At 69.5% G+C, this 24050-nt stretch carries 18 protein-coding genes; 4 read left to right on the top strand and 14 right to left on the bottom strand.

Annotation, left to right across the window (positions count from 1 at the left end; all coding sequences use genetic code 11):
* Positions 1–239: 239 nt before the first annotated feature.
* The gene (locus ElP_RS03540) at positions 240–968 is read left to right on the top strand and encodes a PEP-CTERM sorting domain-containing protein (protein WP_145267292.1); all 729 of its coding nucleotides are present in this window, start codon (positions 240–242) and stop codon (positions 966–968) included.
* A gap of 300 nt (positions 969–1268) precedes the next feature.
* On the opposite strand, the gene ElP_RS03535 is transcribed toward ElP_RS03540, so the two are convergent.
* The 5 genes from ElP_RS03535 to trxA form a co-directional block, all read right to left on the bottom strand.
* Complete coding sequence (locus ElP_RS03535; protein ID WP_145267290.1) at positions 1269–2105, bottom strand: sigma-70 family RNA polymerase sigma factor; 837 nt, start codon at positions 2103–2105, stop codon at positions 1269–1271.
* 856 nt (positions 2106–2961) lie between these two features.
* A complete protein-coding gene (locus tag ElP_RS03530) occupies positions 2962–4962 on the bottom strand; it encodes a 30S ribosomal protein S1 (RefSeq protein ID WP_145267288.1) in 2001 nt (666 codons plus the stop codon).
* A 209-nt stretch (positions 4963–5171) separates the two neighbouring features.
* Complete coding sequence (locus ElP_RS03525) at positions 5172–5447, bottom strand: hypothetical protein (protein ID WP_145267286.1); 276 nt, start codon at positions 5445–5447, stop codon at positions 5172–5174.
* A gap of 10 nt (positions 5448–5457) precedes the next feature.
* Positions 5458–6243 carry a phosphoribosylanthranilate isomerase gene (locus ElP_RS03520; protein ID WP_231749457.1) on the bottom strand — a complete coding sequence of 262 codons (786 nt, stop codon included), beginning with the start codon at positions 6241–6243 and terminating at the stop codon, positions 5458–5460.
* 29 nt (positions 6244–6272) lie between these two features.
* Entirely contained in the window at positions 6273–6605 is a 333-nt protein-coding gene (trxA, locus tag ElP_RS03515; protein ID WP_145267284.1) for a thioredoxin, read from the bottom strand.
* Between the two features lie 148 nt (positions 6606–6753).
* Between trxA and cax the strand changes: the two genes are divergently transcribed.
* Positions 6754–8040, top strand: coding sequence for a calcium/proton exchanger (gene cax / locus ElP_RS03510; RefSeq protein WP_197446684.1), 1287 nt, complete (start codon positions 6754–6756; stop codon positions 8038–8040).
* Positions 8041–8135: 95 nt separating this feature from the next.
* Here the strand turns inward: cax and ElP_RS41035 are convergent.
* The 8 genes from ElP_RS41035 to ElP_RS03470 all read right to left on the bottom strand — a co-directional run bounded on the left by ElP_RS41035 (position 8136) and on the right by ElP_RS03470 (position 19499).
* Positions 8136–9349 (bottom strand): ISAzo13 family transposase gene (locus tag ElP_RS41035; protein ID WP_390834704.1). Its coding sequence is split into 2 segments (ribosomal slippage): positions 8136–8872 and positions 8872–9349, totalling 1215 coding nucleotides; the frame shifts between segments, so codons are not numbered across the junction.
* A 69-nt stretch (positions 9350–9418) separates the two neighbouring features.
* Positions 9419–10132: a zinc ribbon domain-containing protein gene (locus ElP_RS03500; RefSeq protein WP_145267282.1), complete on the bottom strand. Its 714-nt coding sequence runs from the start codon at positions 10130–10132 to the stop codon at positions 9419–9421.
* Positions 10133–10270: 138 nt separating this feature from the next.
* Positions 10271–10492, bottom strand: coding sequence for a hypothetical protein (locus tag ElP_RS03495; RefSeq protein ID WP_145267280.1), 222 nt, complete (start codon positions 10490–10492; stop codon positions 10271–10273).
* Between the two features lie 71 nt (positions 10493–10563).
* On the bottom strand, positions 10564–12249 hold the full coding sequence (gene rpoD / locus ElP_RS40940; RefSeq protein ID WP_145267278.1) for an RNA polymerase sigma factor RpoD: 1686 nt from the start codon (positions 12247–12249) through the stop codon (positions 10564–10566).
* A gap of 37 nt (positions 12250–12286) precedes the next feature.
* Positions 12287–14236, bottom strand: coding sequence for a DNA primase (gene dnaG, locus ElP_RS03485; protein ID WP_145267276.1), 1950 nt, complete (start codon positions 14234–14236; stop codon positions 12287–12289).
* A 501-nt stretch (positions 14237–14737) separates the two neighbouring features.
* The gene (locus ElP_RS03480; RefSeq protein ID WP_145267274.1) at positions 14738–16246 is read right to left on the bottom strand and encodes a trypsin-like peptidase domain-containing protein; all 1509 of its coding nucleotides are present in this window, start codon (positions 16244–16246) and stop codon (positions 14738–14740) included.
* 96 nt (positions 16247–16342) lie between these two features.
* Complete coding sequence (locus ElP_RS03475) at positions 16343–17602, bottom strand: efflux RND transporter periplasmic adaptor subunit (protein WP_145267272.1); 1260 nt, start codon at positions 17600–17602, stop codon at positions 16343–16345.
* Between the two features lie 7 nt (positions 17603–17609).
* Positions 17610–19499: an efflux RND transporter permease subunit gene (locus ElP_RS03470; RefSeq protein WP_231749454.1), complete on the bottom strand. Its 1890-nt coding sequence runs from the start codon at positions 19497–19499 to the stop codon at positions 17610–17612.
* A 23-nt stretch (positions 19500–19522) separates the two neighbouring features.
* Between ElP_RS03470 and ElP_RS41030 the strand changes: the two genes are divergently transcribed.
* Positions 19523–20736, top strand: a protein-coding gene (locus tag ElP_RS41030) for an ISAzo13 family transposase (protein ID WP_390834704.1) whose coding sequence is annotated in 2 segments (ribosomal slippage) — positions 19523–20000 and positions 20000–20736 — 1215 coding nt in all. Because the reading frame shifts where the segments join, the coding sequence is not laid out codon by codon here.
* Here ElP_RS41030 and ElP_RS03460 read toward each other — a convergent pair.
* Positions 20621–22099: an efflux RND transporter permease subunit gene (locus tag ElP_RS03460; RefSeq protein WP_145267268.1), complete on the bottom strand. Its 1479-nt coding sequence runs from the start codon at positions 22097–22099 to the stop codon at positions 20621–20623. The genes ElP_RS41030 and ElP_RS03460 overlap by 116 nt on opposite strands.
* Positions 22100–22361: 262 nt before the next feature.
* Here ElP_RS03460 and ElP_RS03455 point away from each other — a divergent pair, with 262 nt between their 5' ends.
* Positions 22362–23930, top strand: a complete 1569-nt coding sequence (locus ElP_RS03455; protein ID WP_145267266.1) for a TolC family protein — start codon at positions 22362–22364, stop codon at positions 23928–23930.
* Positions 23931–24050: the final 120 nt, after the last annotated feature.

The raw sequence follows: 24050 nt of genomic DNA, 5'->3' as shown, positions 1-24050 counted from the left end.
AGCCGACACCCCGCGAACAGCCCGCCCTCGACGCCCGGCGCGAACCGCCGGGCCTGCTTCGGCCGCCGCCCGGGCGGAACGGACTGGATCGCCTCGCCGAATGCGGAAGTTGTCGCCGATCCCCGACGTCGAGCCGCGCCAGAGGATGGGCGCGGGACGGGGACGAGACGGCGTGAGTCGCCAATGATTGAGGTCCGAAGCGAGGGAAATCCCCGAGCCACCGGACCGAAGGAGTTCCCATGCACCGGATGCGTCACTACGTCGCCGTCTTCGGGTTGATCGCCGGGGCGACTGCCCTGTCCGGCAGCTCTGCTCAGGCGAACCTGATCCGGAACGACCCGAAGCTCGCCTTCCCCGACGTCCTGGCCGCCGCCATCAACGGCCGCATCGAATACGACTTCGATGAGGCCACCGAGCGCGGCGTGCTGACCGTAAACAACACCCCCTGGGAGATCGCGGGGTCGGAGACCTCGTCGTTCCCCATCGAGCACGCCGACGGTTCGAACAAGTCGCAATTCCTGCGGCTCGTGGTCGACCGTAACGGGATGGTGATCGACGACCCCCTGAACACCTACGAGCTGCGGGGCCGGATCGAGGCCGACGGCCAGGTCTTCGACGGCACGCTGCTGACCGGCACGCCCACGAAACTGGGCTGGTTGGACCTGGGGGGGACCGACATGCCCCAGCTCGGCCTCGACACCTTCGACGCCGACATCGACATCACCGGGGGGGCGCTCGCCAAGTACTACGGCGACACCGCCTACATGGAGTTCACCCCCCTGATCGAGAGCACCTTCGAGGGCAGCTTCGCGAACGACTTCACGGGGCTGAAGCCGGTCAGCAACATCCGCTCCTACAACTCCCCCGAGCCGTTCCCGATCCCCGAGCCGACGACGATCGTCGTCCTGCTCAGCGGAGGCGCCGCCCTGCTCTACCGCCGGCATCGCCGCCGCAGCGTCGCCGCCTGAGTGCGGCCCCCCGCCAATCCCCCCGCTCGGCGGACCGCCCCTCGGGGCGGAGGCCGGGGCGGACCTGAACCGACACGACAGCCGGCCGGCCCGGGCGAGGGGCCGGCCGGCTGTTTTTCCACGGCACGAAGGCGGACGGCGCAGGACGGGTGACCGCTCGACGGCCCTCCCCGGTCGGACGGGCCGCATCCGCGACGGCCTCGGATCGGCGAGCCGCCCGACGGCCCCCTCCCGGGCCTCGGAGGGCGCCGCCCCGCCCTCCCGACCTTCGCGGGCGATCGCCCTCGATACGGGCCGGGCTCAGTCGGCCATGAAGGAGGCGGAGAGCTTGCCCAGCGCCTCGTTCTCGATCTGCCGGACGCGCTCCCGGGTCAGGCCGAGCGACTCGCCGATCTCCTTGAGCGTCTTCGGCGGGGCGTCGTTGAGGCCGAACCGCATGCGGAGCACCGTGGCCTCTCGCTTGTCCATCGTGTCGAGGCGGTGCATCACCAGCCTGAGGTTGTCGGCCTCCAGCATCTCCACGTCCGGGGCCCGGGTCCGCTCGTCCATGAGCATCTCGCCGAGGCTCCAGCCGTTCTCGGGCTGGTCGGTCTGCGGGACGAGGTTGTAGACCTTGATGGCCTTCTTCACGATCGCCAGCTTCTTCTTGGGCAGCTCCAGCGCCTTGGCGACCTCCTCCAGGGTGGGGCTCCGACCCATCCGTTCCTGGAGCTCGGCCTGCATCCGGCGCCACTTGCAGAGCAGCTCGACCATGTAGGCGGGGATCCGGATCGGCTTGGCCGTGTTCACCAGCGCCCGCTTGATCGACTGCTTGATCCAGTAGCTGGCATAGGTGCTGAACCGGGTGCCCATCGACGGGTCGAATCCCTCGACGGCGCGGAGCAGGCCGAGGTTCCCCTCCTCGATCAGGTCCTGCAGCGCGAGGCCCTTGCCGGTGTAATGCCGGGCGATGTTGACCACCAGCCGGAGGTTGGCCCGGATCATCCGCTCCCGGGCGTCCTTGTCCCCCCGGGCGATCCGGTGGGCGAGCTCCTTCTCCTCGTCGGCGCTGAGCAGTCGGACCTCGTTGATCTCCCGAAGATAGGTCTCCAACGGGCTCTGGACCACATCTCGGCGGTGTCTTCGGATACGAGCCATGAAGGTCCCTCTCGCGTCGGTCGCCCTGGTGCGGTGCTGTGCGGCGTGCACCGGCCGGTGTCTCGTCCTCGCCTCGGGCCGCCGGCCCCCCGACCACGCCGGCAGGGCCCATCCGGCCCCCCCGACGCCGCCCTGGCGCCTCCGACGACCCCGAACCCCCTCATCCGGTCGACCCCGGCCGATTGCGACCGCGCCCCGATCCCGAGGGCATCGGACCCGTCGCCGTCGACCGCCCGCCTTGACAAGGCCGGTTCGCGGTTCAAGGTGATTATCGTCCACGGGGGGTAGGTATTTGAAGGGGACTTGCGAAAATGGGATGACTGGGAAGACAGAATAGTTGAGGTTGTGCCGTCCTTGCCGATTGTGACGACCCAGACCGATTGGCGTAAAAAAAAAGCCCACCCCGGGTGGGGTGGGCGTGTTGGGGGAGATTGTGGGGGATGGGGCATCCCGGATTGCGTCCCCGGCCGTCGCGCCCGTCGAACGGGCGCCCGGGCATCCGGCCCGATCTGCCCGATCAGGCGCAGACGAGGCTCGGGACCTCGGTGGGTGTTGTGGCCGGGTCGCGGGCCTCGAAGGTCGGCGTCATGGCGATCGTGCGACTTGCGCCGGCGATGCGGATCCGGGGGCGACGACGGCCGGGGGCGTCGAAGGGTCCCGTGGCCCTCCCGTGGAGCGGTCCGGTGGCGGGGGAGTCCGGCCCGTCGTGACCGTCATCAACCGGCGGACCCGTGATCCGGCCCGTTGTGGACGCCTGAGCACTCGCGTGGAGGGGACAAAAAAAGCCCCTCCCGCGAGGAGCGGGAGGGGCCGTTGCGATCGCCTGGCTGCGGGACCCGGCCCTCTCGGGCGAGGCTCAGCCCTCGGTCTTCTCCGCCTCGGTTTCGGGTTCGGTGGGCTCGGGAGCGGCCTCGGCCTTCGGCTCCTCGGCGGCCTCCGGCTCCAACTCCGCGACGGCCTCCGGCTCCGACTCCGCGACGGCCTCGGCCACCGAGGCGGCCTCCTGCTCCGTCCCCGAATCGGCCTCCGGCTCCGAATCGGCCTCCGGCTCCGCGGCGGCCTCGGCCTCCGCGGCGGGCATGGAGAACAGGGGTCCGCCGCCGCCGAGGCCGCCCTTGAGGGAGCTGTCCTTCTTGGGGGGGGCGGGGGCGGTGCCGGCGACGGCGCCGGCGGAGGGGGCCTGGGCCTGGGTCTCCTCGGCCTCGATCTCCTCCTTGCTCCAGGCGGCCTTCTTCTTGGAGAGGCCGATCTTGCGCTCGCCGCGGTCGACGCGGAGGATCTTCACCTCGATGTCGTCGCCGACGTTGACGATCTCCTCCGGGCTGTCGACCTTGTGCTCGGCCAGCTCGGAGATGTGCAGGAGGCCTTCGAGGCCGGGCTCCAGCTCGACGAAGACGCCGAAGTTGGTGAGCTTGGTGACCTTGCCCACCACCACGTCGCCGGGGTGGTAGCGGTCGGGGATGTCGGTCTCCCACGGGTCCTGCTTGAGCTGCTTCAGGCCCAGGGCAATCCGCTTGCGCTCCTGGTCGACGTTGAGCACCTGGCAGGAGACCTGCTGGCCCTTCTCGAGCAGCTCGTTGGGGTGGCCGATCTTGCGGGTCCAGCTCATGTCGGAGATGTGCAGCAGCCCGTCGATGCCCTCCTCGATCTCGATGAAGGCGCCGTAGTTGGTCAGGTTGCGCACGGTGCCGTCGACCATGGTGCCCGGCGGGTACTTCTGGGCGACCTGGTCCCAGGGGTTGGGCTGGGTTTGCTTCATGCCCAGCGAGATTTCCTGCTTGTCCCGGTTGATGCCGAGGACGACGACGTCGACCTTGTCGCCGATCTGGACGAGCTCGCTGGGGTGGTTGATGCGCTTGGTCCAGGACATCTCGGAGATGTGGACCAGGCCCTCGATCCCTTCCTCCAGCTTGACGAAGGCGCCGTAGGACATGACGTTGACGACTTCGCCGGCGACCCGGGAGCCCTCCGGGTACTTCTCGCCGATGTTCTCCCACGGGCTGGGGGACTTCTGCTTCAGGCCCAGGGCGATCTTCTCGCGGTCGCGGTCGACGTTGAGGACCATGACCTCGATCGTGTCGTCGATCCGGACCATGTCGGAGGGGTGGTTGATCCGGCCCCAGGACATGTCGGTGATGTGCAGCAGGCCGTCGATGCCGCCGAGGTCGACGAACGCGCCGAAGTCGGCGATGTTCTTGACGACGCCCTTGCGGACCTGGCCGATCTCGATCTCCGAGAGCAGCTTCTCCTTCTGGCGGGCGCGCTGCTCCTCGATCAGCTTGCGGCGGGAGACGACGATGTTGCGGCGTCCCTCGTCGATCTTGAGGATCATGCACTGAATCTCGGTATCGAGGTAGTCCCCGATGTCCGAAGGGCGTCGGATGTCGACCTGGCTGGCGGGCAGGAAGACGTTGACGCCGATGTCGACGAGCAGGCCGCCCTTGATCTTCTTGGTGACCCGGCCGGTGACGACGTCCCCCTCGGCGTGCTTGGAGATCACGTTCTCCCAGGCCCGCATGCGGTGGGCCTTCCTGCGGGAGAGGAGGATCTCGCCGGTGTCGTCGTCCATCCCTTCCAGGAGGACCTCGACCTCGTCGCCGGGCACGGGGCGGCCCTCGTGCTCGTCCCACTCGTTCAGGGGGACGAGGCCCTCGGCCTTGTAGCCGACGTCGACGACCGCCTGGTCGCCGACGATGTCGATCACCTTGCCGTGGACGATCGTGTTGAGCACATACTCCTGGCCTTCCTCGAGGAAGGAGGCCATCGGGTCCTCGTCGTGGCCGTCCTCGGTGAAGACGGCCGTGGAGAACTCCTCGTCGGAGATGTCGAACTCGCGGAGCAGGTTGCGATCTACCATAAAAGAAAAAGGGTCCGGGCCGCCCGGCGGCCTCCGTCCGCCCCGTCGCGCGTCGGGCCGGGGTCGTTGCCGCCCGCGTAGCAGGAGGGGATACGAGAGGAAATTGATCCCGGCCCCGCGCGACGGCCGGGAGGAGACGCAAGTCCTTGATTCTAGCCGCGAGGGCCGGTCCCCGGATAGGGGGATCCTTCACGTCTCGTCGGCGGAGATCAGCCGTCGCCCCAGGCCTCCGGCCCGACGCCGAACCACGCCGAGGCGGCCCGCTCGGCGTCGCCGGGCGTCTCGTCCCGGGAATCGGAGCAGGTCGATCCGTCTCGGGCTTCGGCGATCGGCAGGACGCCGGGGCCGTCGGGCTCGATCCGGAGGTCGCGCATCACGTCCCGGGTCGGCGGCGGCGGGGTCGCGGCCCCGGGCGGGGGCCAGCCCGAGCGGGCGAGGCCGCCGAGACGGACGCGGAGGCCGCTGACTCGCCTGATCTTCGCCATCGGGTCGACCTCACGGAGATCGCGCCGCCCGGACGAACGCGGCGACCTTGGCCGGGTCCTTCAGGCCGGGGCTCGACTCGACCCCGCTGGCGACGTCGACCATCCAGGGGCCGATCCTGGCCGCGAGGTCGGCGACGTTCGCCGGGGTCAGGCCGCCGGCGAGGATGAGCTTCGGGGCCGGATCGGCCGGCGGGTGGCCCGAGCGGGCGGGGGCGGGGCGGGGTCGATCGGCCAGGGCGTCAAGGACCTCCCCGGCGATCGCGTGGCCGGTGCCGCCGGCCTGGCCGGGGACGAAGGCGTCGACGAGGACGGCCTCGGGCTCCCCGCCGATCCGCGAGGCGTGCCGCAGCCAGGCCGCCATGCGGTCGACCGCGTCCCGACCCCCGAGGCGGAAGGCGCGGACGACCCGGTAGCCGAGCAGGCGGAGGTCCCGGACGTCCTCGGCGGGTTCGTCTCCGTGGAGCTGGGCGATCCGGATGCCGGCGCGATCGAGCGTCTCGGCGACCTCGGCCACCGGGCGATCGACAAACAGGCCGACCGGCTCGGCGAGGCCGGCGATCGCCGCCACCAGCTCGGGGGCGAGCTCGGGGGGGACGAACCGCTTCGAGGCCGGGTGGAAGTTGACGCCGATCCAGTCGGCCCCGGCCTCGGCGACCATCCGGGCGTCGTCGGTCGTGGTGACGCCGCAGATCTTGACCAGCAGGGGTGATTGGATGAATAAACTGATGGTGAGACCCCGATCGCTGAAACGACGATGGCCGAGGCCCGGGGTCGGGCATCGGCCATCCGCGATCACCAACCGACGGTCGCCCGGCGGGGCTGGGCTCAGGAGACGCCCATCTCGGCGAGGGTGGCCTTGAACTTCGCCTCGGGGTTCACGCCCACGAGCCGGCCGACCTCCTTGCCGCCCTGGAAGAAGACGACGGTGGGGATCGAGGAGATGCCGAGCCCGCTGGGGGTGTTGCTGTTCTGGTCGGTATCCATCTTGCCGATCTTCACCCGGCCGGTGTATTCGCCGGCGAGCTTCTCGATGGTCGGTGCCAGCATCCGGCAGGGGCCGCACCAGGGGGCCCAGAAGTCGACCACAACGGGGACATCCGAATCGAGGACTTCCGACTGCCAGGTCGCGTCGGTAAACTCCTGGACGTTCCCAGCCATGATGGGTGCCTCGCCGTGTGGGGGACTCGCGTCTCGGATCGAAACCAAGCTGTCGACGGATCCCACCGGGGAGCCGCATGGGAGCCATTATAAATTGGCCAGGAAGCGAGTCAACCAACGGCGGGGGGCCCCCTCGGGGTCACCCCCGGTGACGCCGAACCCGGATTCCCCTCGCGGTCCCCGCCCGGGCCGGTCGGGCGACCCCGGCTCTCGCGGGTTCGACTGGAGGGACTGGTTCGACCCCAGGAGGGTCGGCTGGCTGAACCTGATGCTGGTCTTCGTGCCGATCGGCATCGCGCTGCGGGTCGCCGGGGTGGGGGAGACCTGGCAGTTCGTCGCGGCGGGGCTGGCGATCATCCCCCTGGCCGGGCTGATGGGGGAGTCGACCGAGCACCTGGCGCACAAGCTCGGGCCGGGGATCGGCGGGCTGATGAACGCCACCTTCGGGAACGCCGCCGAGCTGATCATCGCCCTGTTCGCGCTGTTCCGGGGCTACGACGAGGTGGTGAAGGCGTCGATCACCGGGTCGATCATCGGCAACCTGCTGCTCGTGATGGGCGCCAGCCTGCTGGCCGGCGGCCTGAAGTGGCCCCGGCTGCAATTCAACCGGACGGCCGCCGGCGTGGGCTCGACCATGATGGTGCTGGCCGCCTTCGGCATGCTCATCCCGGCGATCTTCTATTCCCTGCCGGAGGTGCTCCGGGTGGCCCGGGAGGAGGGCCAGGACCGGCGACTGTTCCTGGAGCACGAGCTGAGCGTCGGCGTCTGCATCATCCTGATGCTGACCTACGTGCTCTACCTCGTCTTCAGCCTGAAGACGCACCAGAACCTGTTCAACCCCGACGCCGAGGAAGGCTCGCCCGACGAGAGCCTGCACGGCCACGGCCCCGGCTGGAGCATGAGTCGGGCCGTCGGGACGCTGCTGGTGGCGACCTCGTTCGTGGCGATCATGAGCGAGATCCTCATCGGCGCCGTCGAGCACACGTCCCAGGCCTTCGGCCTGAGCGAGGTGTTCGTCGGGGTGATCATCGTGGCGATCGTCGGTAACGCGGCCGAGCACTCGACGGCGATCCTGGTGGCGCTGAAGAACAAGATGGACCTGTCGGTCGGCATCGCGATCGGCTCGGCCCTGCAGATCGCGCTGTTCGTGGCCCCGGTGCTGGTCTTCGCCAGCTACCTGCGCGAGGAGCCGATGGACCTGCTGTTCACGACCCTGGAGGTCGTGGCGGTGCTGCTGGCGGTGTTCATCGCCCGGATGGTGGCCGAGGACGGCGAGTCGAACTGGCTGGAGGGGGCGATGCTGCTGATGATCTACGCGATCCTCGCCGTCGCCTTCTTCGTCCTGCCGGGCGGCGAGGGCGGGCATCCGCCCGGGCCGGGGTCGGCGGGGGAGATCGGGGCGGTCGAGGCGGCCCCCGGGGATCCGGGTCCCTGAGGACGGGGGTCGGTGCCCCCCCGGCACGGGGGGGCACCGACCCGAACCTGGTGGATGCAGGGCCGGGTGCCCGGGGATCAGGCACCAGAAAGAAGCTACGTCTTCCGTGGCCTGCCTCGCTTACGAGGGATCTTCACGAACCACTTCTCAAGCGACGGCAGGCGGATCACCTCGGCCTCCAACGCCTCCATCTCCTCGGGCTTCAGCCTGACCCCCTTGGCGTAGGTCGTCTCCACCAGGCTGACCACCGGGTGCTTCCGCTTCCAGGTCATCGATCGGGCGAATCCCAACACCGCCTCCACCGAGTCCAGCAGCGACCCGTTCCAGTGCATCTCCAGCACGCCCCAGCACCGCTCGATCGGGTTGTACTTGCTGTGGTACGGCGGGTAGTACGCCAACTGCACCACCAGGCGATACTTGCGGGCGAAGGCCACGATCCGCTTGAGGAACTGGCTCCGCCGGCTGTGGTTCTCCGGGCCGTTGTCCAGGTTGATCACCAGCGTCTTGACCCGCAGGAACCGCAGGCGGACGCCCTCCCACCATTGCTCCAGGCGATCGGCGATGAAGTCGCTGGTGACCTTCGACCGGGCCATGTACAGCCACAGGTCGTCGTGCTCGGGCAGGAAGATGCCGAAGGGGGTCAGCGTCGCCACGGGCTTGAAGTCGTGATCCGCCGCCTTCGTGCCGGTCCGGCTCCGGCCCCGCCGTGAGAAGGGGCCGACATGCACCGTCGCCTTGGCGTCGATCGAGAGCCGCAGGGTGCCCCTGGCCCGATCCGCCTCGGGGTTGACCGCCTTCAGTTGATCGAAGATGGCATCGGTCTGCGGGACTCTTTTTGGGGGCGGCACTTGGCCACCCTGGAGAGGCGATAGCCCAGCAGGTTCAGCTTGGTGTTGATGGTCTGCTGGGTGGGCAACTCCTCGTCGGTGTAGCCCTTCGTGGCGATCAACTGGCGTCGGACCTCGGCGGCACTGATCCGGGTGAAGAGCCCCTTGGTCTGGAACTTGGGGTCGGCCTGGCTCTGCCCGTCGGCGATGCTGCGGATGTCATCGAGGAGTCGGGGCAAGTGCTCCTCGGCGGGCTTGCGACGGCGGGCCGAGAAGGCGTCCACGCAGGTCATGCCCGAGCGGAGTTCGTGCGTGCCCTTGCGGATGGTCTCCCGGCACCAGCCGAGATGCTCCTGGGCCCAGCGTTGTCCACCCCGCCCCATCGCTGCGACGGTCTTGGCCATGAAGACTCGCTTCGGACTGCCCTTGAGGGCCTTGGCGGCATCGATGAGGACGGGGATCATCTCGGGGCTGGGCCGCATCTGCGTATCTCCTTGATCTCCTGGTGCGAAGGTCTCAGGATACGGAAGAGTTTTGTCCTTTCAATCCCCTCAGTCCTCGACGAGGTACATGATCCGGCCGCAGGTCTTGCAGTAGACGAGGTGCTCGGCGTTCATCAACTCGCTGACGGCCTGGATGGTGATGACCTGGTTGCAGCCGTCGCAGGCCCGGGTGTGGGAGTCGACCCCTGCGAAGGCGTCGTCCCCCTGGCCCCGGACGGTGCGGCGGTAGCGCTCGCGGTCCTCCTCGGGGACGACGGACTCGCTCTCCGCGATGGCCCCTTCCAGCTCCTTGAGCTGGGCCCGCTGGCCCTCGGCCTTCGTCTCGACGTCGACCCGGAGGGCCTCGACTTCCCCGGCGAACCTGGCCGCCTCGGCCTCCTGGGCGGCGAGCTCGGCGGCGGAGGTCTCGACCCCCTGCATCAGCTCGAGGATGGCGTCCTCCTGGTGGGCGATCGTGTTGTTGATCATGGCGATCTCGCTCATGATCGCCTTGTATTCCTCGTTCTTCTTGACCGCGTTGAGCTTCACGCGGAGGTCGTCGACCCGGGTCCGCTGGCTCTGGACCTGCATCTCCTGCCGGTGGACGTCGGCCTTCCGATGCTTCAGGGCCTCCCGGGCCTCCTCGAGGGCCTGGCGACGCTTCTCCAGGCCCCGCTGGCGGGCGGCGAGGGTCTTGGGCCCGGACTCCAGACGATCGCGGATGGCCTTGGCGCGGCGGTGAAGGTCGTGGAGTCCGCGGAGATCGTTGACGGTCGCGGGCATCGGGGTTGGGCTCCGAACTGGGGGGAAGGTGCGTCGATTCGACTGCGTCCCGGACGACTCACGGACTCCGGACGGGGCTCCGGTCGGGGGTGCGGTGCGGGGAGATGACGCCGAGGATGACCGGCCTCGACCAGGCGATCAACAGGAAAAGGGCAAACAGGACGGGCCGGTGGCGATGGGACCGGCCTCGACCGGGGGAGGATCCGCCGCCATCGCGGGCATCGAGGCGGGGGCGATCGCGCCGGGCCGGAGGGCCGGAAGTCCGGCGAGCCCCCCGAGGGCGGCGGAGGCCCGGGGCGATCGGGCGACGGCCGGGGCCCGGTCGCGGAGGGTGGCGATGCCGGCGAGGAGCGGTCCCATCGTTCGATCCCTCCAGGGACAAAAAAACCGCCGGTCGCCTCTCGGGGCGACCGGCGGTTTGGTGTCCGGTGTCAGCCGGTACTTTCCAGGAAGCCTTCCAGCTGCCGGCTTCGGACCGGATGCTGGAGCTTGCGGACGGCCTTGGCCTCGATCTGTCTCACCCGTTCCCGGGTGACCTTGAAGATGCGGCCGACCTCTTCGAGGGTATACGTGTAGCCGTCTCCCAGGCCGTAGCGGAGCTTGATGATCTCGCGTTCCCGATAAGTGAGGGTCTTCAGGACCGCGTCGATCTTCTCCTTGAGCATCTCCTGGGTGGCGGCGTTGATCGGGCTCTCGGCGGCCTCGTCCTCGATGAAGTCGCCGAAGTAGCTGTCCTCGCTCTCGCCGACCGGGCGGTCGAGCGAGATGGGGTGCCGGCTGATCTTCATCACCCGACGGGTCTCCTCGACGGAGATGTTGGCGACCTTGGCCATCTCCTCGATGGTCGGCTCCCGGCCCTTCTCCTGGAGGAGCTTCTTGGAGACGTTCCGCAGCTTGGACATCGTCTCGATCATGTGGACTGGGATGCGGATCGTGCGGGCCTGGTCGGCGATGGCCCGGGTGATCGCCTGGCGGATCCACCAGGTGGCGTAGGTCGAGAACTTGTAGCCGCGGCGGTACTCGTACTTGTCGACCGCCCGCATCAGGCCGGTGTTCCCCTCCTGGATGAGGTCGAGGAAGGAGAGGCCCCGGTTGCGGTACTTCTTGGCGATGGAGACGACCAGGCGGAGGTTGCCGCCGGAGAGCTGGCGCTTGGCCTCCTCGTACTCGCGGTAGCGGTCGTTCATCCTCCGGACGCGCCTGGTGAGGCTCCGGGGCGTCTCCAGGGTCATGACCATCAGGTCCTTGAGCTCCTTCTGGAGGTTGGCCAGGTCGTCCTGGCTCCCCCTGCCGGCCCGGACGAGATCCCGCTGCTGGAGGATCTCGTTCATGCGGCCGGCGATCTGCTCGAGCCGCTTCATCAGCGGCTGGACCTTCTGGGTGCGGATCGATAGCTCCTCGACCAGCGTGACGGCCTTGCGGCGGCGCCGGGCCAGCTCGACGCGGAGGACCCGGGCGTCGTCGGGGCTGTCCTTGGCGCGGATGTAGTTGCGGAAGTCGCGGAGGTTGCAGTCCATCAGGTGGTCCAGCGTGGCGAGGTTCGGCTTCATCCGCTGGAGGATCTGCTCCTTCTCGAGGTTCTCGGTGACCGAGACCTTGACGGTGCGGTCGAAGGGCAGCTCGCCGCTGTCGACCTTCTTGAGCACGTCCACCACGAGGCGCAGCGCGTAGTCGCACTCCAGGACCTTGCGGCGGAACTTGCGGCGGGTGATCTCGATCCGCTTGGCGAGGTTGATCTCCTGGTCCCGGGTCAGCAGGGGGATCTCGCCCATCTGGGTGAGGTACATGCGGACCGGGTCGTCGATGCGGCGCGAGATCTCGTCGAGATCCTCGGGCGTGAGCTCGCCGTCGTCGTCGTCCTCCTCGGCCTGGTCGTCGACGACCTCGTCGTCGGCGTCATCGCCCAGGTCGCCGGAGTCGACCACGCGGGCCTCGGCCTCCTCCTCGTTGACCAGTTCGACCCCCAGCTCGTCGAGCCGCTCGAGCAGCTCGTGGAGCTTCTCCGGGCTGCTGGAGACCTCGTCGGGCAGGTTGTCGTTGAGCTGATCGTAGGTGAGGAAACCGCGGCGCTTGCCCAACTCGAGGAGCGTCTTGAAGCCCTCGTCCAGCTTTTCCATCGACACACTCTCCTAGGAAGAACCGACGTCGGATCGATCAAGACGCGTCGGACGACTTCTTGGTGGCGACCATCCGGTTGAGTTCGTATTCCAGCCTGATCTTCTCGCGCCAGAGCTCGCGATAGGACTCCGGCTCGGCGGCCCGGTCGACCTCGGCCAGCGCCCCGATGAGATCCCGGAGGCGGACCCGGCCGGCCCGCTCGGCCAGCCGGGGGAGCAGCCCGGCCAGGCGGTCGCGCCAGGGCCGGGGCTCGTAGCGACCGTTGCGGTACCGCTCCGAGAGCGGCCGGGGGTCGAGCGGCGAGACGAGCGAGGCGAGCAGGGCGCGGAGGGCGGGATCCTCGATCCGGTCGGCCACCTCGGAGGAGGTCGCCGACCGGCCCTCGCCGTGCAGGTCGTAGCAGGCCTGGAGGATCCGCCGCAGCGGGGCGTCCCGGAGCGACGCGGCCTCCACGCGGGTGATCACCTGGCCGACGACCTGGGGCTCGTTCAAGAGGATCTCGATCAACTCGCGGTCCAGCGGGTCGAGGTCCCCCGGGCGGATCGCGGGGGGAGGGGGCGGCTCGCTCGCGTCCCCGACGCGGCCGGCGGCGGCCGCGTCCTCACCGTTTCTTAAGTGTACGTGATGATGGGCGGGCCGGTCGGGCTTTCGGCGCCGGGAGAGGTCGCGTCGCAACGCCTCGACCGGCAAGCGGAGCCGGTGGGCCAGCCGATCCAGCGCCTTGGCGGCCTTCAGGTCCAGCCCGGCCCGGGCCCGGCCGCCGGGGCCGGGCAGGCGGGCGAGCACGTCGAGCACGGCGTCGGCGGCGCGACGGGCGCCGTCGAGGTCGTCCAGGTCGAAGCTGGAGGAGGCCCGGTCGACCAGGTGGTCCAGGGGGTCGGACGCCGCCTCGACCAGGGCGAGGAAGGCGTCCTTGCCCGCGCCGAGCAGGAAGTCGCAGGGGTCCAGCCCCCCGGGGAGGGTGAGGACCCGGACGTCCAGCTCGTGGTTCAGGAACAGCTCCAGGCTGCGATCCGCGGCCTTCTGCCCGGCCTCGTCGCCGTCGAAGACGAGCACGGCGCGGTCGGCCAGGCGTCGGAGGGCCTGGACGTGGTCGTCCCCCAGGGCGGTGCCGAGCGTGCCGACCACGTTCGGCAGCCTCACCTGGTGGGCGGCCACGACGTCGGTGTACCCCTCGACGACGGCCACCCAGCCCTCCTTGCGGGCGGCGTCCCGGGCGAGGTCGACGGCGTAGAGGTTCCGCCGCTTCTGGAACAGCGGCGTCTCGGGGCTGTTCAGGTACTTGGCGACGCCCAGCCCCGACTCGGCCATCCGTTTCTCCGCATCCGGCAAGATCCGGCCGCCGAAGGCGATGGCCCGGCCCCGGATGTCGCGGATGGGGAAGACGACCCGGCCGCGGAACCGGTCCCGGAGGGTGCCGTCCTTCTCGCTGCGGGAGACGAGGCCGGCCTTCTCCAGCAACGCCCCCTCGTACCCCTCCCGGCGCCCCCGGCTCAGGAGCCAGTCGCGGCGGTCGGGGGCGAAGCCGATGCCGAAGCGGTCGATCATCTCGGCCGAGATCCCGCGGCGTTCGAGATACCGGCGGGACTCGTCGGAGCCGACCAGGGCGGTGCGGAACGCCCGCCCGGCCCAGTCGCAGGCCGAGAGCAGGTCGCTCTTGCTCGGGCCGCCGGTGGCGACGCCGCCGCTCGGATTGTCCAGGGCCACTCCGGCCCGCTCGGCCAGCATGCGCAACGCCTCGGGGAACTCGACCCGCTCGTAATCCTTGACGAAGTCGAAGATGTCGCCGCCGGCCCCGCAGCTCCAGCACTTGTACGACTGGCGCTCCGGATTCAGCTCGAGCGAGGGATTGTGGTCGTCGTGGAATGGGCAGAGGGCCTTGAACTTCGATCCGGCCCGATGCAGGGGGAGGTACTCGCCGACGAGGCTGACGATGTCGATCGCCCCCTTGATCGCGGCGAGCGTGTCTTCGGAGTGTCGCGGCACCGGGAGCTCCTGGGCTGAGGTCGCAGTCCCGGATTCGTTGCGTGTGGACGGCGACCGAGCACGGCACCGGACCCCGGGAGGGGAGGTCGTACCGCTGGGACGCCGGACCGTTGTATGCCGTCTCCTGCACGGCGGTGATGCGGAATTATACCTCTGACCGGAATACGGTCAAGTTGGGTCGCCGTCCTGCCGACACGCCCGGGGCTCTCTCCAACTCGGCACAAGATTAGCACTTACGCCGATTCTCCCGGAGGACGCCGCCGCCGACTCGCCGGGGCGGCCGGGCCAGGCCCTTGACACGGCCCTCGGGAGCGTTCCCGACGACCCGACCGGCCCGGCCCGCGAAAGAACGCCCCGAGGATGTGGCGTGAGGGCCACACGGCCCTCCCACGTCCCAGGTGTCCAAGTCAAGGGGAGGGCTCGGCGGCGGGACGCGTCCTCGCGTGACGGCCCCGCCCGAGAACAAGACCGCAAACCGTCGCCCGCGCCGACACGACGGGATCAGGGGCCCTCGGCGTCGGGGTCCGAGCCGCCGAGGTTGAGCATCAGGGGGGTGCCGTCGAGCGCCTCGACTTGCAACTGGAGCCCGGCCCGGGGGTCGTACTGGGCGGCGGCGATCTGGTGGAGCTGCTCGACGGTGGAGACCGGCACGGGGCCGACGGCCGAGATCCGCAGCCCCGGGATCCGGCGCGGGTCGAGGCCGGATCGGGCGGCGGGGCTGCCGGGCATGACCCCGACGATGTAGAGTCCGTCCTCCGGGAGCCGGCCGGCGAGCTCGGCCGGCAGCTCGCCGGGGAGCCCCTGCTCGACCAGGAGGCCGAGGTCCAGCAGCACGGGCATGGCCCGGATGGTCACATCCACCCGCTCCTGGCCGCCTCCTCGCATGATGGTGACGGGGACGGACTTCTCGATGGGGAGGGTGATGGTGCGGGTCCGCAGCGCGTTGGAGTCGTCGACCGGCTGGTCGTCGATCTCCAGGACGACGTCGCCGGGGCGGAGCCCGGCCTCGTCGGCCGGGCCGCCGGGGACGACGTCCATCACCTGGGCGCCCCGGGGTTCTTCCAGGCCGAGCGCCTTGGCCTCCTCGGGCAGGATGTCGCGGATGGACACGCCGAGGTAGCCTCGGATCACCCGGCCCTCCTTGATGATCTGCTCGACGATCTTGCGGGCCAGCCCGGAGCTGATCGCCAGGCCGATGCCCTGGTAGCCGCCGGTGTCGGAGAGGATCGCGGTGTTGATGCCGATGACCTCGCCCTTGAGGTTGATCAGCGGGCCCCCGGAGTTGCCGGGGTTGATGGCGGCGTCGGTCTGGATGAAGTCCTGGTAGAGATCCCCGAATTGCATCAGGCCGCCCCGGCCGGTGGCCGAGACGATGCCGGCGGTGACGGAGCGGTCCAGCTCGTAGGGGGAGCCGATGGCGAGGACCCAGTCGCCGATGTCGACCAGGTCGGAGTCCCCCCAGGGGGCCTCGGCGGCCAGGCGGCCCTCGACCTGGAGCACGGCGATGTCGGTCTTCACGTCCGAGCCGACCAGTCGGGCCGGGAACTCGCGGCGGCCGAGGCGGACGATGATCTGGTCGGCATCCTGGATGACGTGGTGATTGGTGACGACGAAGCCGTTCTCGCTGTCGATCACCACGCCGGAGCCGGCGCCGCGGACCAGCTGGCCCAGCCCGCCGCCCTGGTCCCCCATCGGGGGGCCGGTCATCTGCTCCGTCCGGACGTTCACGACCGCCGGCTGCACCCGGGTGCTGGCCAGGCGGAAGAGGGCCGAGGACCGGCCGATGAGGTCGTCCCCGTCGAGCTTCTCCAGCGCCTCGGCCGCGGCGACGGCGCGGCCAACCTCGTAGCGGTAGCCGATCTGCTGGGCCATGTACGGGATCCCGTAGACCACCCCGGCGGCGAGCATCAGCACCAGGAGGACCATCACGAACCCCCGGCGGACGGGGGGCGTCTCGGGCCGGGGGGGGGGCGCGTTGGGGTCGAAGTCGATCGGGTCGAACGAGGCCATCGGCGGGCGTCTCCAGGCGTCCGGCACCACGGGCCGTCGGCGCGCACCGGGCCCGAATTCGCGATAGAGCAAGCGTATGCGCCGACCCGACCGAATTCAACGCGCGGCCGGCTGGCCGGCGGACAGGCGGAGATCCTCGAAGCGCTCCTCCAGCAGCAGGACGCCCCGGGTCGCCACGACCGCTCCGGCCTCCAGCCCGCCTTCGAGGATCACGCGGTCGGCCGTCTCCCGCTCGACCCGGATCGGATGGCGCTCGAAGGTTTCGGGGGCGGTCCCGACCCGGACGAAGGCGAAGTCGCCGCCGTCGATGCTGATCATCGCCTCGCGGGGGATCGCCACCCGGCCGGCGCCGGGGGGGATGGCGATCACCGTCCGCACCAGCATGTCGGCCTTGAAGCGTCGGTCGGGATTGGGTAAGACGCCCCGGATCCGGACGGCCCTGCTGGACGGATCGACCTCGTCGGCGATGTACTCGACGCGCCCCTTGACCGCCTCGTCAAGGAACGGAAAGCGGACCTCCCAATCCAGGCCGATCCGGATCACCGGAAGATCCCGCTCGTACACGTCGGCCCAGACCCAGAGGTGATCCAGCGGGGCGATCGCCAGCAGCTCGTCTTCGGGCCCGTACAGGTTTCCCGGCACCACATTCCGGGCAATGACCACGCCGTCGGTCGGGCAGGTCATGGTCATTCGGGCCTTGTCGGCGCCGCCTTCCCGATCGGGCCGATCGATCTGCTCCTCGGTCACGCCGTAGATGAGCAGCTTGTCCCGGGCGATCATGTCGGCCAGCCGGGCACTGAGTTCCTGGTCCTGCGTCTCCGCCCAGAGCTGCTGGGAGATCGCCCCCGACTCGGCCAGCGGCGCCCGCTTGTCCCGGATCCCCCGTCGATAGTCCCATTCCACCCGGGCGGTCTGGGCGTTGGTCTTCGCCTCGGCCAGTGCGGCGCTGTACAGCTCGACGAGCGGTTCCCCCTGCTCGACTTCCTGGCCGAGCCGGACGAAGACCTCGCGGACCAGGGTGTCGAAGCGGGGCCGGATGCGGGTCATCGAGTCGGGGTCGTAGGCGGTCGTGCCGGTCAATTCCAGGGGGATCGGCTCCTCCAGCGGCTCCACCACCGCGGTCGCCAGCCCCAGGGCGAGGGCCTCGTGTCCATCGATCCGCACGCGACCGTCGGCGGGGACCGCATCGGCCGAGTCGCCGGTCGCGGGGGAGAGGGCCCCCGGGCCGAGCGGCACCTGGTGGCCAACCAGCCGATTCCGGACGACGGCGATCAGTGGCGCGGTCCAGCCCTCCAGCGTCATCACCGTCACGACGATGGCCAGGAGGAACGCGGGGACGAGTAGCTTGCGGAGCATGGGAGGATCAGCTTTCCTGGGAGTCGATGGGGGCCGGGACGGGGGGGGCGCCGTCAGGGGCCGGCGCGGGCACGAAGCTGTAGAGCACCGGCATCAGGTATCGCGTCAGCAGCAGCGTCACGAGCATGCCGCCGACGACCACGATCGCCAGCGGCTTCTGGGCCTGCGAGCCGATCGACGTGGCCAGCGCCGCCGGCAGCAGGCCGAGGATCGCCGTCAGCGAGGTCATCACCACCGGCCGGACCCGCAGCTCGGCCCCCCGGAGGATCGCCTCACGCACCGGTATCCCCTCCCCCCTCATCTGATTGAAGTAGGTGATCATCAGCACTCCATCCTGCACGGCCACGCCGAAGACCGAGATGAAGCCGACCGCCGCCGAGATCGAGAACGGCGTCCCCGTCAGCTTCAGGGCCCAGATCCCCCCCATCGTCGCGGCCAGCACGTTGACCATCACCAGCAGGGCATAGACGAGCGAGTTGAACGCCGTGAATAGCAGGATCAGGATCAGCGCGATCGACAGCGGAACGATCCACCTCAGCCGGGCGTTGGCCTCCTGCATCTGGGCGAACTCGCCGGACCACTCCAGGCGGTAGCCCTCCGGGACGATCCCGGCGGCCTCGACCTTCCGCTGGGCCTCGGCGATCGTCGAGGCCAGGTCCCGGCCGGCGACGCTGAACTTGATCGGCGCGAACCGCCGGTTGTTCTCGCGATAGATCGCCGAGGCCCCCGGCTGGTGCGGCCGGATCTCGACGAGCTGGCCGAGCGGGATCCGCCCCTGCTTCCCCCCCGGCAGCGGCACATCGACCGGGATCCGCGCGATTGCCGACGGGTCGGAGCGGCGGTCTTCGGGCAGGCGAAGGACGATGTCGAAGAGCTTCTCCCCCTCGACGACCTGCGTGAAGGCCCGGCCGCCGATGGCCACGGCCACCACCTCCTCCACGTCGGCCACGTTGATCCCGTAGCGGGCGCAGGCCCGGCGGTCGATGCGGATCTCCAGGTTCGGCTGGCCGACGACCGGGAAGAGGCCGGGACTGCGCACCCCGGGTACCCTGCCGAGCACCTCGACGATCCGCTCGGCGGCCTGTTCCAGTTTCGCCAGGTCGGTGCCGTAGATCTTCACCGAGTTGGCCCCCTTCACCCCGGAGAGGGCCTCCTGGACGTTGTCCCGGATCAGTTGCGAGAAGCTGAAGTCGACCCCGGGGAATGCCTCGAATCGGGCCAGCAGCTCGTCCTGGAGGCGGGAACGGGTCATGCCCGGCCGCCACTCGGCCATCGGCCGCAGCGGCACGTTGAATTCCAGGTTCGAGAAGCCGGTCACGTCGGTGCCGTCGTCGGGCCGGCCGACGTGGGACATCACCCCGCGGACCTCCGGAGACTCGGCGATCACCGCGCGGAGGCGGGGGGCCAGCCGGGCCGCCTCCTCCCGGGAGATGGTCGCCGGCAGCTTCGCCCGGATCCAGAGGTTCCCCTCCTCCAGCTCGGGCATGAACTCGCCGCCGAGCGTCGTCATCATCACCCCCGACCCGATCAGCAGCCCCCCCATCACCGAGAGGAAGGCGAAGCGGTGGTCGAGCACGTGCCCGACTTCCCTCAGGTAGCTCCGCGTCATCAGGCGGTTGACCAGCGTCTCCTTTTCGCTCATCGCCGGGCGGAAGAGGAAGGAGCAGAGCACCGGCGCCAGCGTCAGCGCCAGCAGCAGCGCCCCGCCGATGGCGAAGGCATACGTGTTGGCCATCGGCCCGAAGAGCGCCCCCGCCGGGCCGGTCATCGCGAAGAGCGGGATGAAGGCGCATATGATGATGGACGTCGAGAAGAAGAGCGGGCGCTGGATCTCGTCCGACGCCCGGATAAGGGGATTGAAAGGACAAAACTCTTCCGTATCCTGAGACCTTCGCACCAGGAGATCAAGGAGATACGCAGATGCGGCCCAGCCCCGAGATGATCCCCGTCCTCATCGATGCCGCCAAGGCCCTCAAGGGCAGTCCGAAGCGAGTCTTCATGGCCAAGACCGTCGCAGCGATGGGGCGGGGTGGACAACGCTGGGCCCAGGAGCATCTCGGCTGGTGCCGGGAGACCATCCGCAAGGGCACGCACGAACTCCGCTCGGGCATGACCTGCGTGGACGCCTTCTCGGCCCGCCGTCGCAAGCCCGCCGAGGAGCACTTGCCCCGACTCCTCGATGACATCCGCAGCATCGCCGACGGGCAGAGCCAGGCCGACCCCAAGTTCCAGACCAAGGGGCTCTTCACCCGGATCAGTGCCGCCGAGGTCCGACGCCAGTTGATCGCCACGAAGGGCTACACCGACGAGGAGTTGCCCACCCAGCAGACCATCAACACCAAGCTGAACCTGCTGGGCTATCGCCTCTCCAGGGTGGCCAAGTGCCGCCCCCAAAAAGAGTCCCGCAGACCGATGCCATCTTCGATCAACTGAAGGCGGTCAACCCCGAGGCGGATCGGGCCAGGGGCACCCTGCGGCTCTCGATCGACGCCAAGGCGACGGTGCATGTCGGCCCCTTCTCACGGCGGGGCCGGAGCCGGACCGGCACGAAGGCGGCGGATCACGACTTCAAGCCCGTGGCGACGCTGACCCCCTTCGGCATCTTCCTGCCCGAGCACGACGACCTGTGGCTGTACATGGCCCGGTCGAAGGTCACCAGCGACTTCATCGCCGATCGCCTGGAGCAATGGTGGGAGGGCGTCCGCCTGCGGTTCCTGCGGGTCAAGACGCTGGTGATCAACCTGGACAACGGCCCGGAGAACCACAGCCGGCGGAGCCAGTTCCTCAAGCGGATCGTGGCCTTCGCCCGCAAGTATCGCCTGGTGGTGCAGTTGGCGTACTACCCGCCGTACCACAGCAAGTACAACCCGATCGAGCGGTGCTGGGGCGTGCTGGAGATGCACTGGAACGGGTCGCTGCTGGACTCGGTGGAGGCGGTGTTGGGATTCGCCCGATCGATGACCTGGAAGCGGAAGCACCCGGTGGTCAGCCTGGTGGAGACGACCTACGCCAAGGGGGTCAGGCTGAAGCCCGAGGAGATGGAGGCGTTGGAGGCCGAGGTGATCCGCCTGCCGTCGCTTGAGAAGTGGTTCGTGAAGATCCCTCGTAAGCGAGGCAGGCCACGGAAGACGTAGCTTCTTTCTGGTGCCTAATCCGATCGATGACGGGGAGGCGGCGGTCGGCGTCGTGCCCGGCGACATGCCGGTAGATGTTCTCGACGATGATCACCGAGCTATCCACGATGATCCCGAAATCCACCGCGCCGATCGAAAGCAAGTTGGCCGAGGCACCCCGCCAGTAGATGGCCGAGATCGCGAACAGCAGGGCCAGCGGGATCGTCGCCGCCACGATCCCCGCGCTGGTCAGGTCGCCGAGGAAGACGAACAGCACCACGATCACCAGGGCCATCCCGACCAGCAGGTTATGCAGCACATTCTCGGTCGTCACCGAGACCAGGTCGGTCCGCCGGTTGAAGACGCGGATGTGGACATCGGGGGGTAAGATGCCCGACGACTCGATCTCGTCGAACTTCGCCAGGACGGCCCGGGTCACCGGCAGCGCCTGTTCCCCCTTGCGCATCAGGACGATCCCCTCGACCACGTCGTCCCGCTCCTCCCGGCCGACCACCCCGAGCCTCGGCTTGTGGCCGATGATCACGCGGGCGACCTGCCGGACGAACAGCGGCGTGCCGTCGGGTTGCGTGGCGAGGACCACATCGGCGATATCTCGGAGCGTATCCGCCTCGATCAGCACCGCCCGGCCGACCTCGGCCGTATCGAGCGAGTCGACCCCGCCCCCGAGCAGCCCCAGCGCCCGGACGTTGTGCGACTGACTGCCGAGGCTGAGCAGATCCCCGCCGACATTGGCGTTCGAGCCGGCGATCGCCTGCTCGACCTGCCGCATGGTCACGCCGTATTGCCGCATCAGGCGGGGATCGATGAGCACCTGATACTGCTTCACCGTCCCGCCGAAGCCGGTCACGTCGATCACCCCGGGCACCTGCTTGAGCTGGCGGTTCAGCGTCCAGTCCTGCAGCGCCTTGAGCTGGTTGGTCGTGTAAGCGGGGCCCTCCAGGGTGTAGCGGACGATTTCCCCGGTCGGGCTCCAGGGGGAGAGCCGCGGCGAGGCCCCCGGCGGAAGCCCGTCGATTATGCCCAGTCGGTTGATGACCTCCTGGCGGGCCGGCCGGTACTCGGTCCCGTAAGAGAACTGGCATTTGATGTCGTTGAGGCCCGAGATCGAGGTGCTCCGCAGGTCGACCAGGCCCGGCATCCCGTTGAGGGCCGTCTCCAACGGGATGCCCACCAGACGCTCCATCTCCTCGGGGCTGGCCCCGGGGAGCTGCGTGATCACCTCGACCAGCGGCGGGGTCGGGTCGGGATAGGCCTCGACGTTGAGGTTAAGCGCCGAGTGCACCCCGGCCGCGATCAGGGCCAGGACCCCCAGCAGGACGATGAGCCGGTTGTGCAGGCTCCACGCGATGACGGCTCGGATCATGGGCCCAGGCACCCCGGGGAGGCGTCGTCGATTCGGCTTGTCGGCGATCGAGGATTCGAAGTCGAGCCGGACGCTCGCCCCCCTTCGGTTCCATCTTATGGAGACCGCCGCCCCGGTCAGAGGACGACGATCGGAATTCTCGGGCCGTAGGGCCGACGGACCCCGACGCTCACCTTTCATCGGGCCTTTGCCGATAAACACGATTGGCCGGATCGCGCGAGCGTCTCGGCCTCGTCATTACCCCAAGGGGGCCCTCATACCGATGCGAACGGCCATCACGCTGCTCGGGATCATCCTCGCGGCGTGGGCGGTTCCGGCCGTCGGCCAGGGCCCCCAGATCGACTCGGTGCAGCCCCCCCCGATCGGCGGCGAACGGTCTCGGCTGGGCCTGGCCCCCGGCCAGCCGGGTCGACCTCAGCCGACCCCCGGCGAGGCCGGCTTCCCCGTCTCCGGGCGGCCCGGCCCGTCCGTCCCCCGCGTCCCCTCGACCGTCTCGGTGCCCGGGCTCGGCTACCCGACCCGACTCGAGCAGGGCATCGCCTCCCCGGAGCAGCTCCCGACCGCCATCTCCCCGCCGTCCGGGGCGCTCGGCCTCCCCGGCTCCGAGGACGGAGGGTCCCCCGGAGGCCTGACGCTCGACGCGGCGATCGAACGGCTCGTCGCCGCTAACCTCGATCTGCTTGCCTCGTACTACGAACTCCCCCAGGCCGACGCCGACACCCTCACCGCCGGGCTCCGGGCCAACCCGATTTTCTACGCCGACACCCAGCTCGTCCCCTACGGCGGCTACTCGGCGGACCGCCCCGGCGGCCCGACCCAATACGATGTCAACGTCTCGCTGCCCCTCGACCTCTCCGGCAAGCGGAGGTCCCGCGTCCGGGTCGCCCGCCTCGCGAGGAGCGTCCTGGAGGCCCAGTTCCAGGACGCCGTCCGGCTCCAGATCGACAACCTCTACACTGTCTTCGTCGATGCCCTGGCCTCCCGAGAGGCCGTCCGCTTCTCCCGGGCCGGCCTCGAGGGCCTGGAGCGGACCGCCGCACTGACCCGGGATCTCGTCGACCGCGGCGAATCCACCGTGGCCGAGCTGGACCGGGTCCTCATCCAGCTCGCCGCCGCCCGCGTCGCGCTGGAGGACGCCGAGGAGCAGAAATATCAGTCCCTCCGGACCCTGGCCGTGCTGCTGAACATCCCCCCGGGTGAGGCATCGACACTCGAAGTCCGCGGGGGTCTCCGCGTCGACGCCCCCGAGCCCGGTCCGATCGAGGGACTCATCCGCTTGGCGCTGGAGGCGCGGCCGGATCTGCTCGCCTATCGCCTAGGCATCGACCGGGCCCGGGCCGACGTCGACCTCGCCCGCGCCAACGCCTTCTCGGACATCTACGTCCTCTACCAGCCGTATACGTTCCAGGACAATTCCGCGTTCGATCGGCGAAGCGCCACCTCCTGGGCCCTGGGAGTGACGGCCGCGGTCCCCGTCTTCAACCGCAACCAAGGGAACGTCCGCCGCGCCCAGCTCAACGTCACGCAGACCAGGGTCGAGCTCGCCTCGCTCCAGCGCCAGATCATTGCCGAGATCGAGCAGGCCGAGCGCGAGTTCCGCGTCTCCGGCCGGACCGTCGCCCGGCTGCAGGTCGAGGTCATGTCCGACGCCCGCCGCGTGCTCGACGACGCGCAACGCCTCTTCGCGGGCGGCGAGATCGACGCCATCGCCTTCCTCGCCATCCGCCGAGAGTATAATGACGTGCTCCGCCAGTACCGGGACCAACTCGTCCGACGTCGCCGCAGCCTCCTGGACCTGAACACCGCCGTCGGGCGCCGGATCCTGCCCTGAGCCGGCCTCCGCTTGGACGGCCCCTTTCCCCGGGCTACAGTGAAGAGTCGGTCCCTTCGCACGCCCGATCGGCCGAGCGACCCGAGCCCGGCCATCATCCTCCCCGGATTTCGCCCTGCC

This window comes from Tautonia plasticadhaerens (assembly GCF_007752535.1).
In the GTDB taxonomy this organism is placed as follows: Bacteria; Planctomycetota; Planctomycetia; order Isosphaerales; family Isosphaeraceae; genus Tautonia; species Tautonia plasticadhaerens.
Note: the sequence above shows the minus strand (reverse complement) of the source record. Positions and strands in the feature narration are given on the sequence as shown.

Bases quoted from the DNA above. Each gene is read 5' to 3' on its own strand.
- ElP_RS03540 (WP_145267292.1), top strand. From the start codon at position 240: ATGCACCGGATGCGTCACTACGTCGCCGTCTTCGGGTTGATCGCCGGG.
- ElP_RS03535 (WP_145267290.1), bottom strand. From the start codon at position 2,105: ATGGCTCGTATCCGAAGACACCGCCGAGATGTGGTCCAGAGCCCGTTG.
- ElP_RS03530 (WP_145267288.1), bottom strand. From the start codon at position 4,962: ATGGTAGATCGCAACCTGCTCCGCGAGTTCGACATCTCCGACGAGGAG.
- ElP_RS03525 (WP_145267286.1), bottom strand. From the start codon at position 5,447: ATGGCGAAGATCAGGCGAGTCAGCGGCCTCCGCGTCCGTCTCGGCGGC.
- trxA (WP_145267284.1), bottom strand. From the start codon at position 6,605: ATGGCTGGGAACGTCCAGGAGTTTACCGACGCGACCTGGCAGTCGGAA.
- ElP_RS03500 (WP_145267282.1), bottom strand. From the start codon at position 10,132: ATGCCCGCGACCGTCAACGATCTCCGCGGACTCCACGACCTTCACCGC.
- ElP_RS03495 (WP_145267280.1), bottom strand. From the start codon at position 10,492: ATGGGACCGCTCCTCGCCGGCATCGCCACCCTCCGCGACCGGGCCCCG.
- rpoD (WP_145267278.1), bottom strand. From the start codon at position 12,249: ATGGAAAAGCTGGACGAGGGCTTCAAGACGCTCCTCGAGTTGGGCAAG.
- ElP_RS03480 (WP_145267274.1), bottom strand. From the start codon at position 16,246: ATGGCCTCGTTCGACCCGATCGACTTCGACCCCAACGCGCCCCCCCCC.
- ElP_RS03475 (WP_145267272.1), bottom strand. From the start codon at position 17,602: ATGCTCCGCAAGCTACTCGTCCCCGCGTTCCTCCTGGCCATCGTCGTG.
- ElP_RS03460 (WP_145267268.1), bottom strand. From the start codon at position 22,099: ATGATCCGAGCCGTCATCGCGTGGAGCCTGCACAACCGGCTCATCGTC.
- ElP_RS03455 (WP_145267266.1), top strand. From the start codon at position 22,362: ATGCGAACGGCCATCACGCTGCTCGGGATCATCCTCGCGGCGTGGGCG.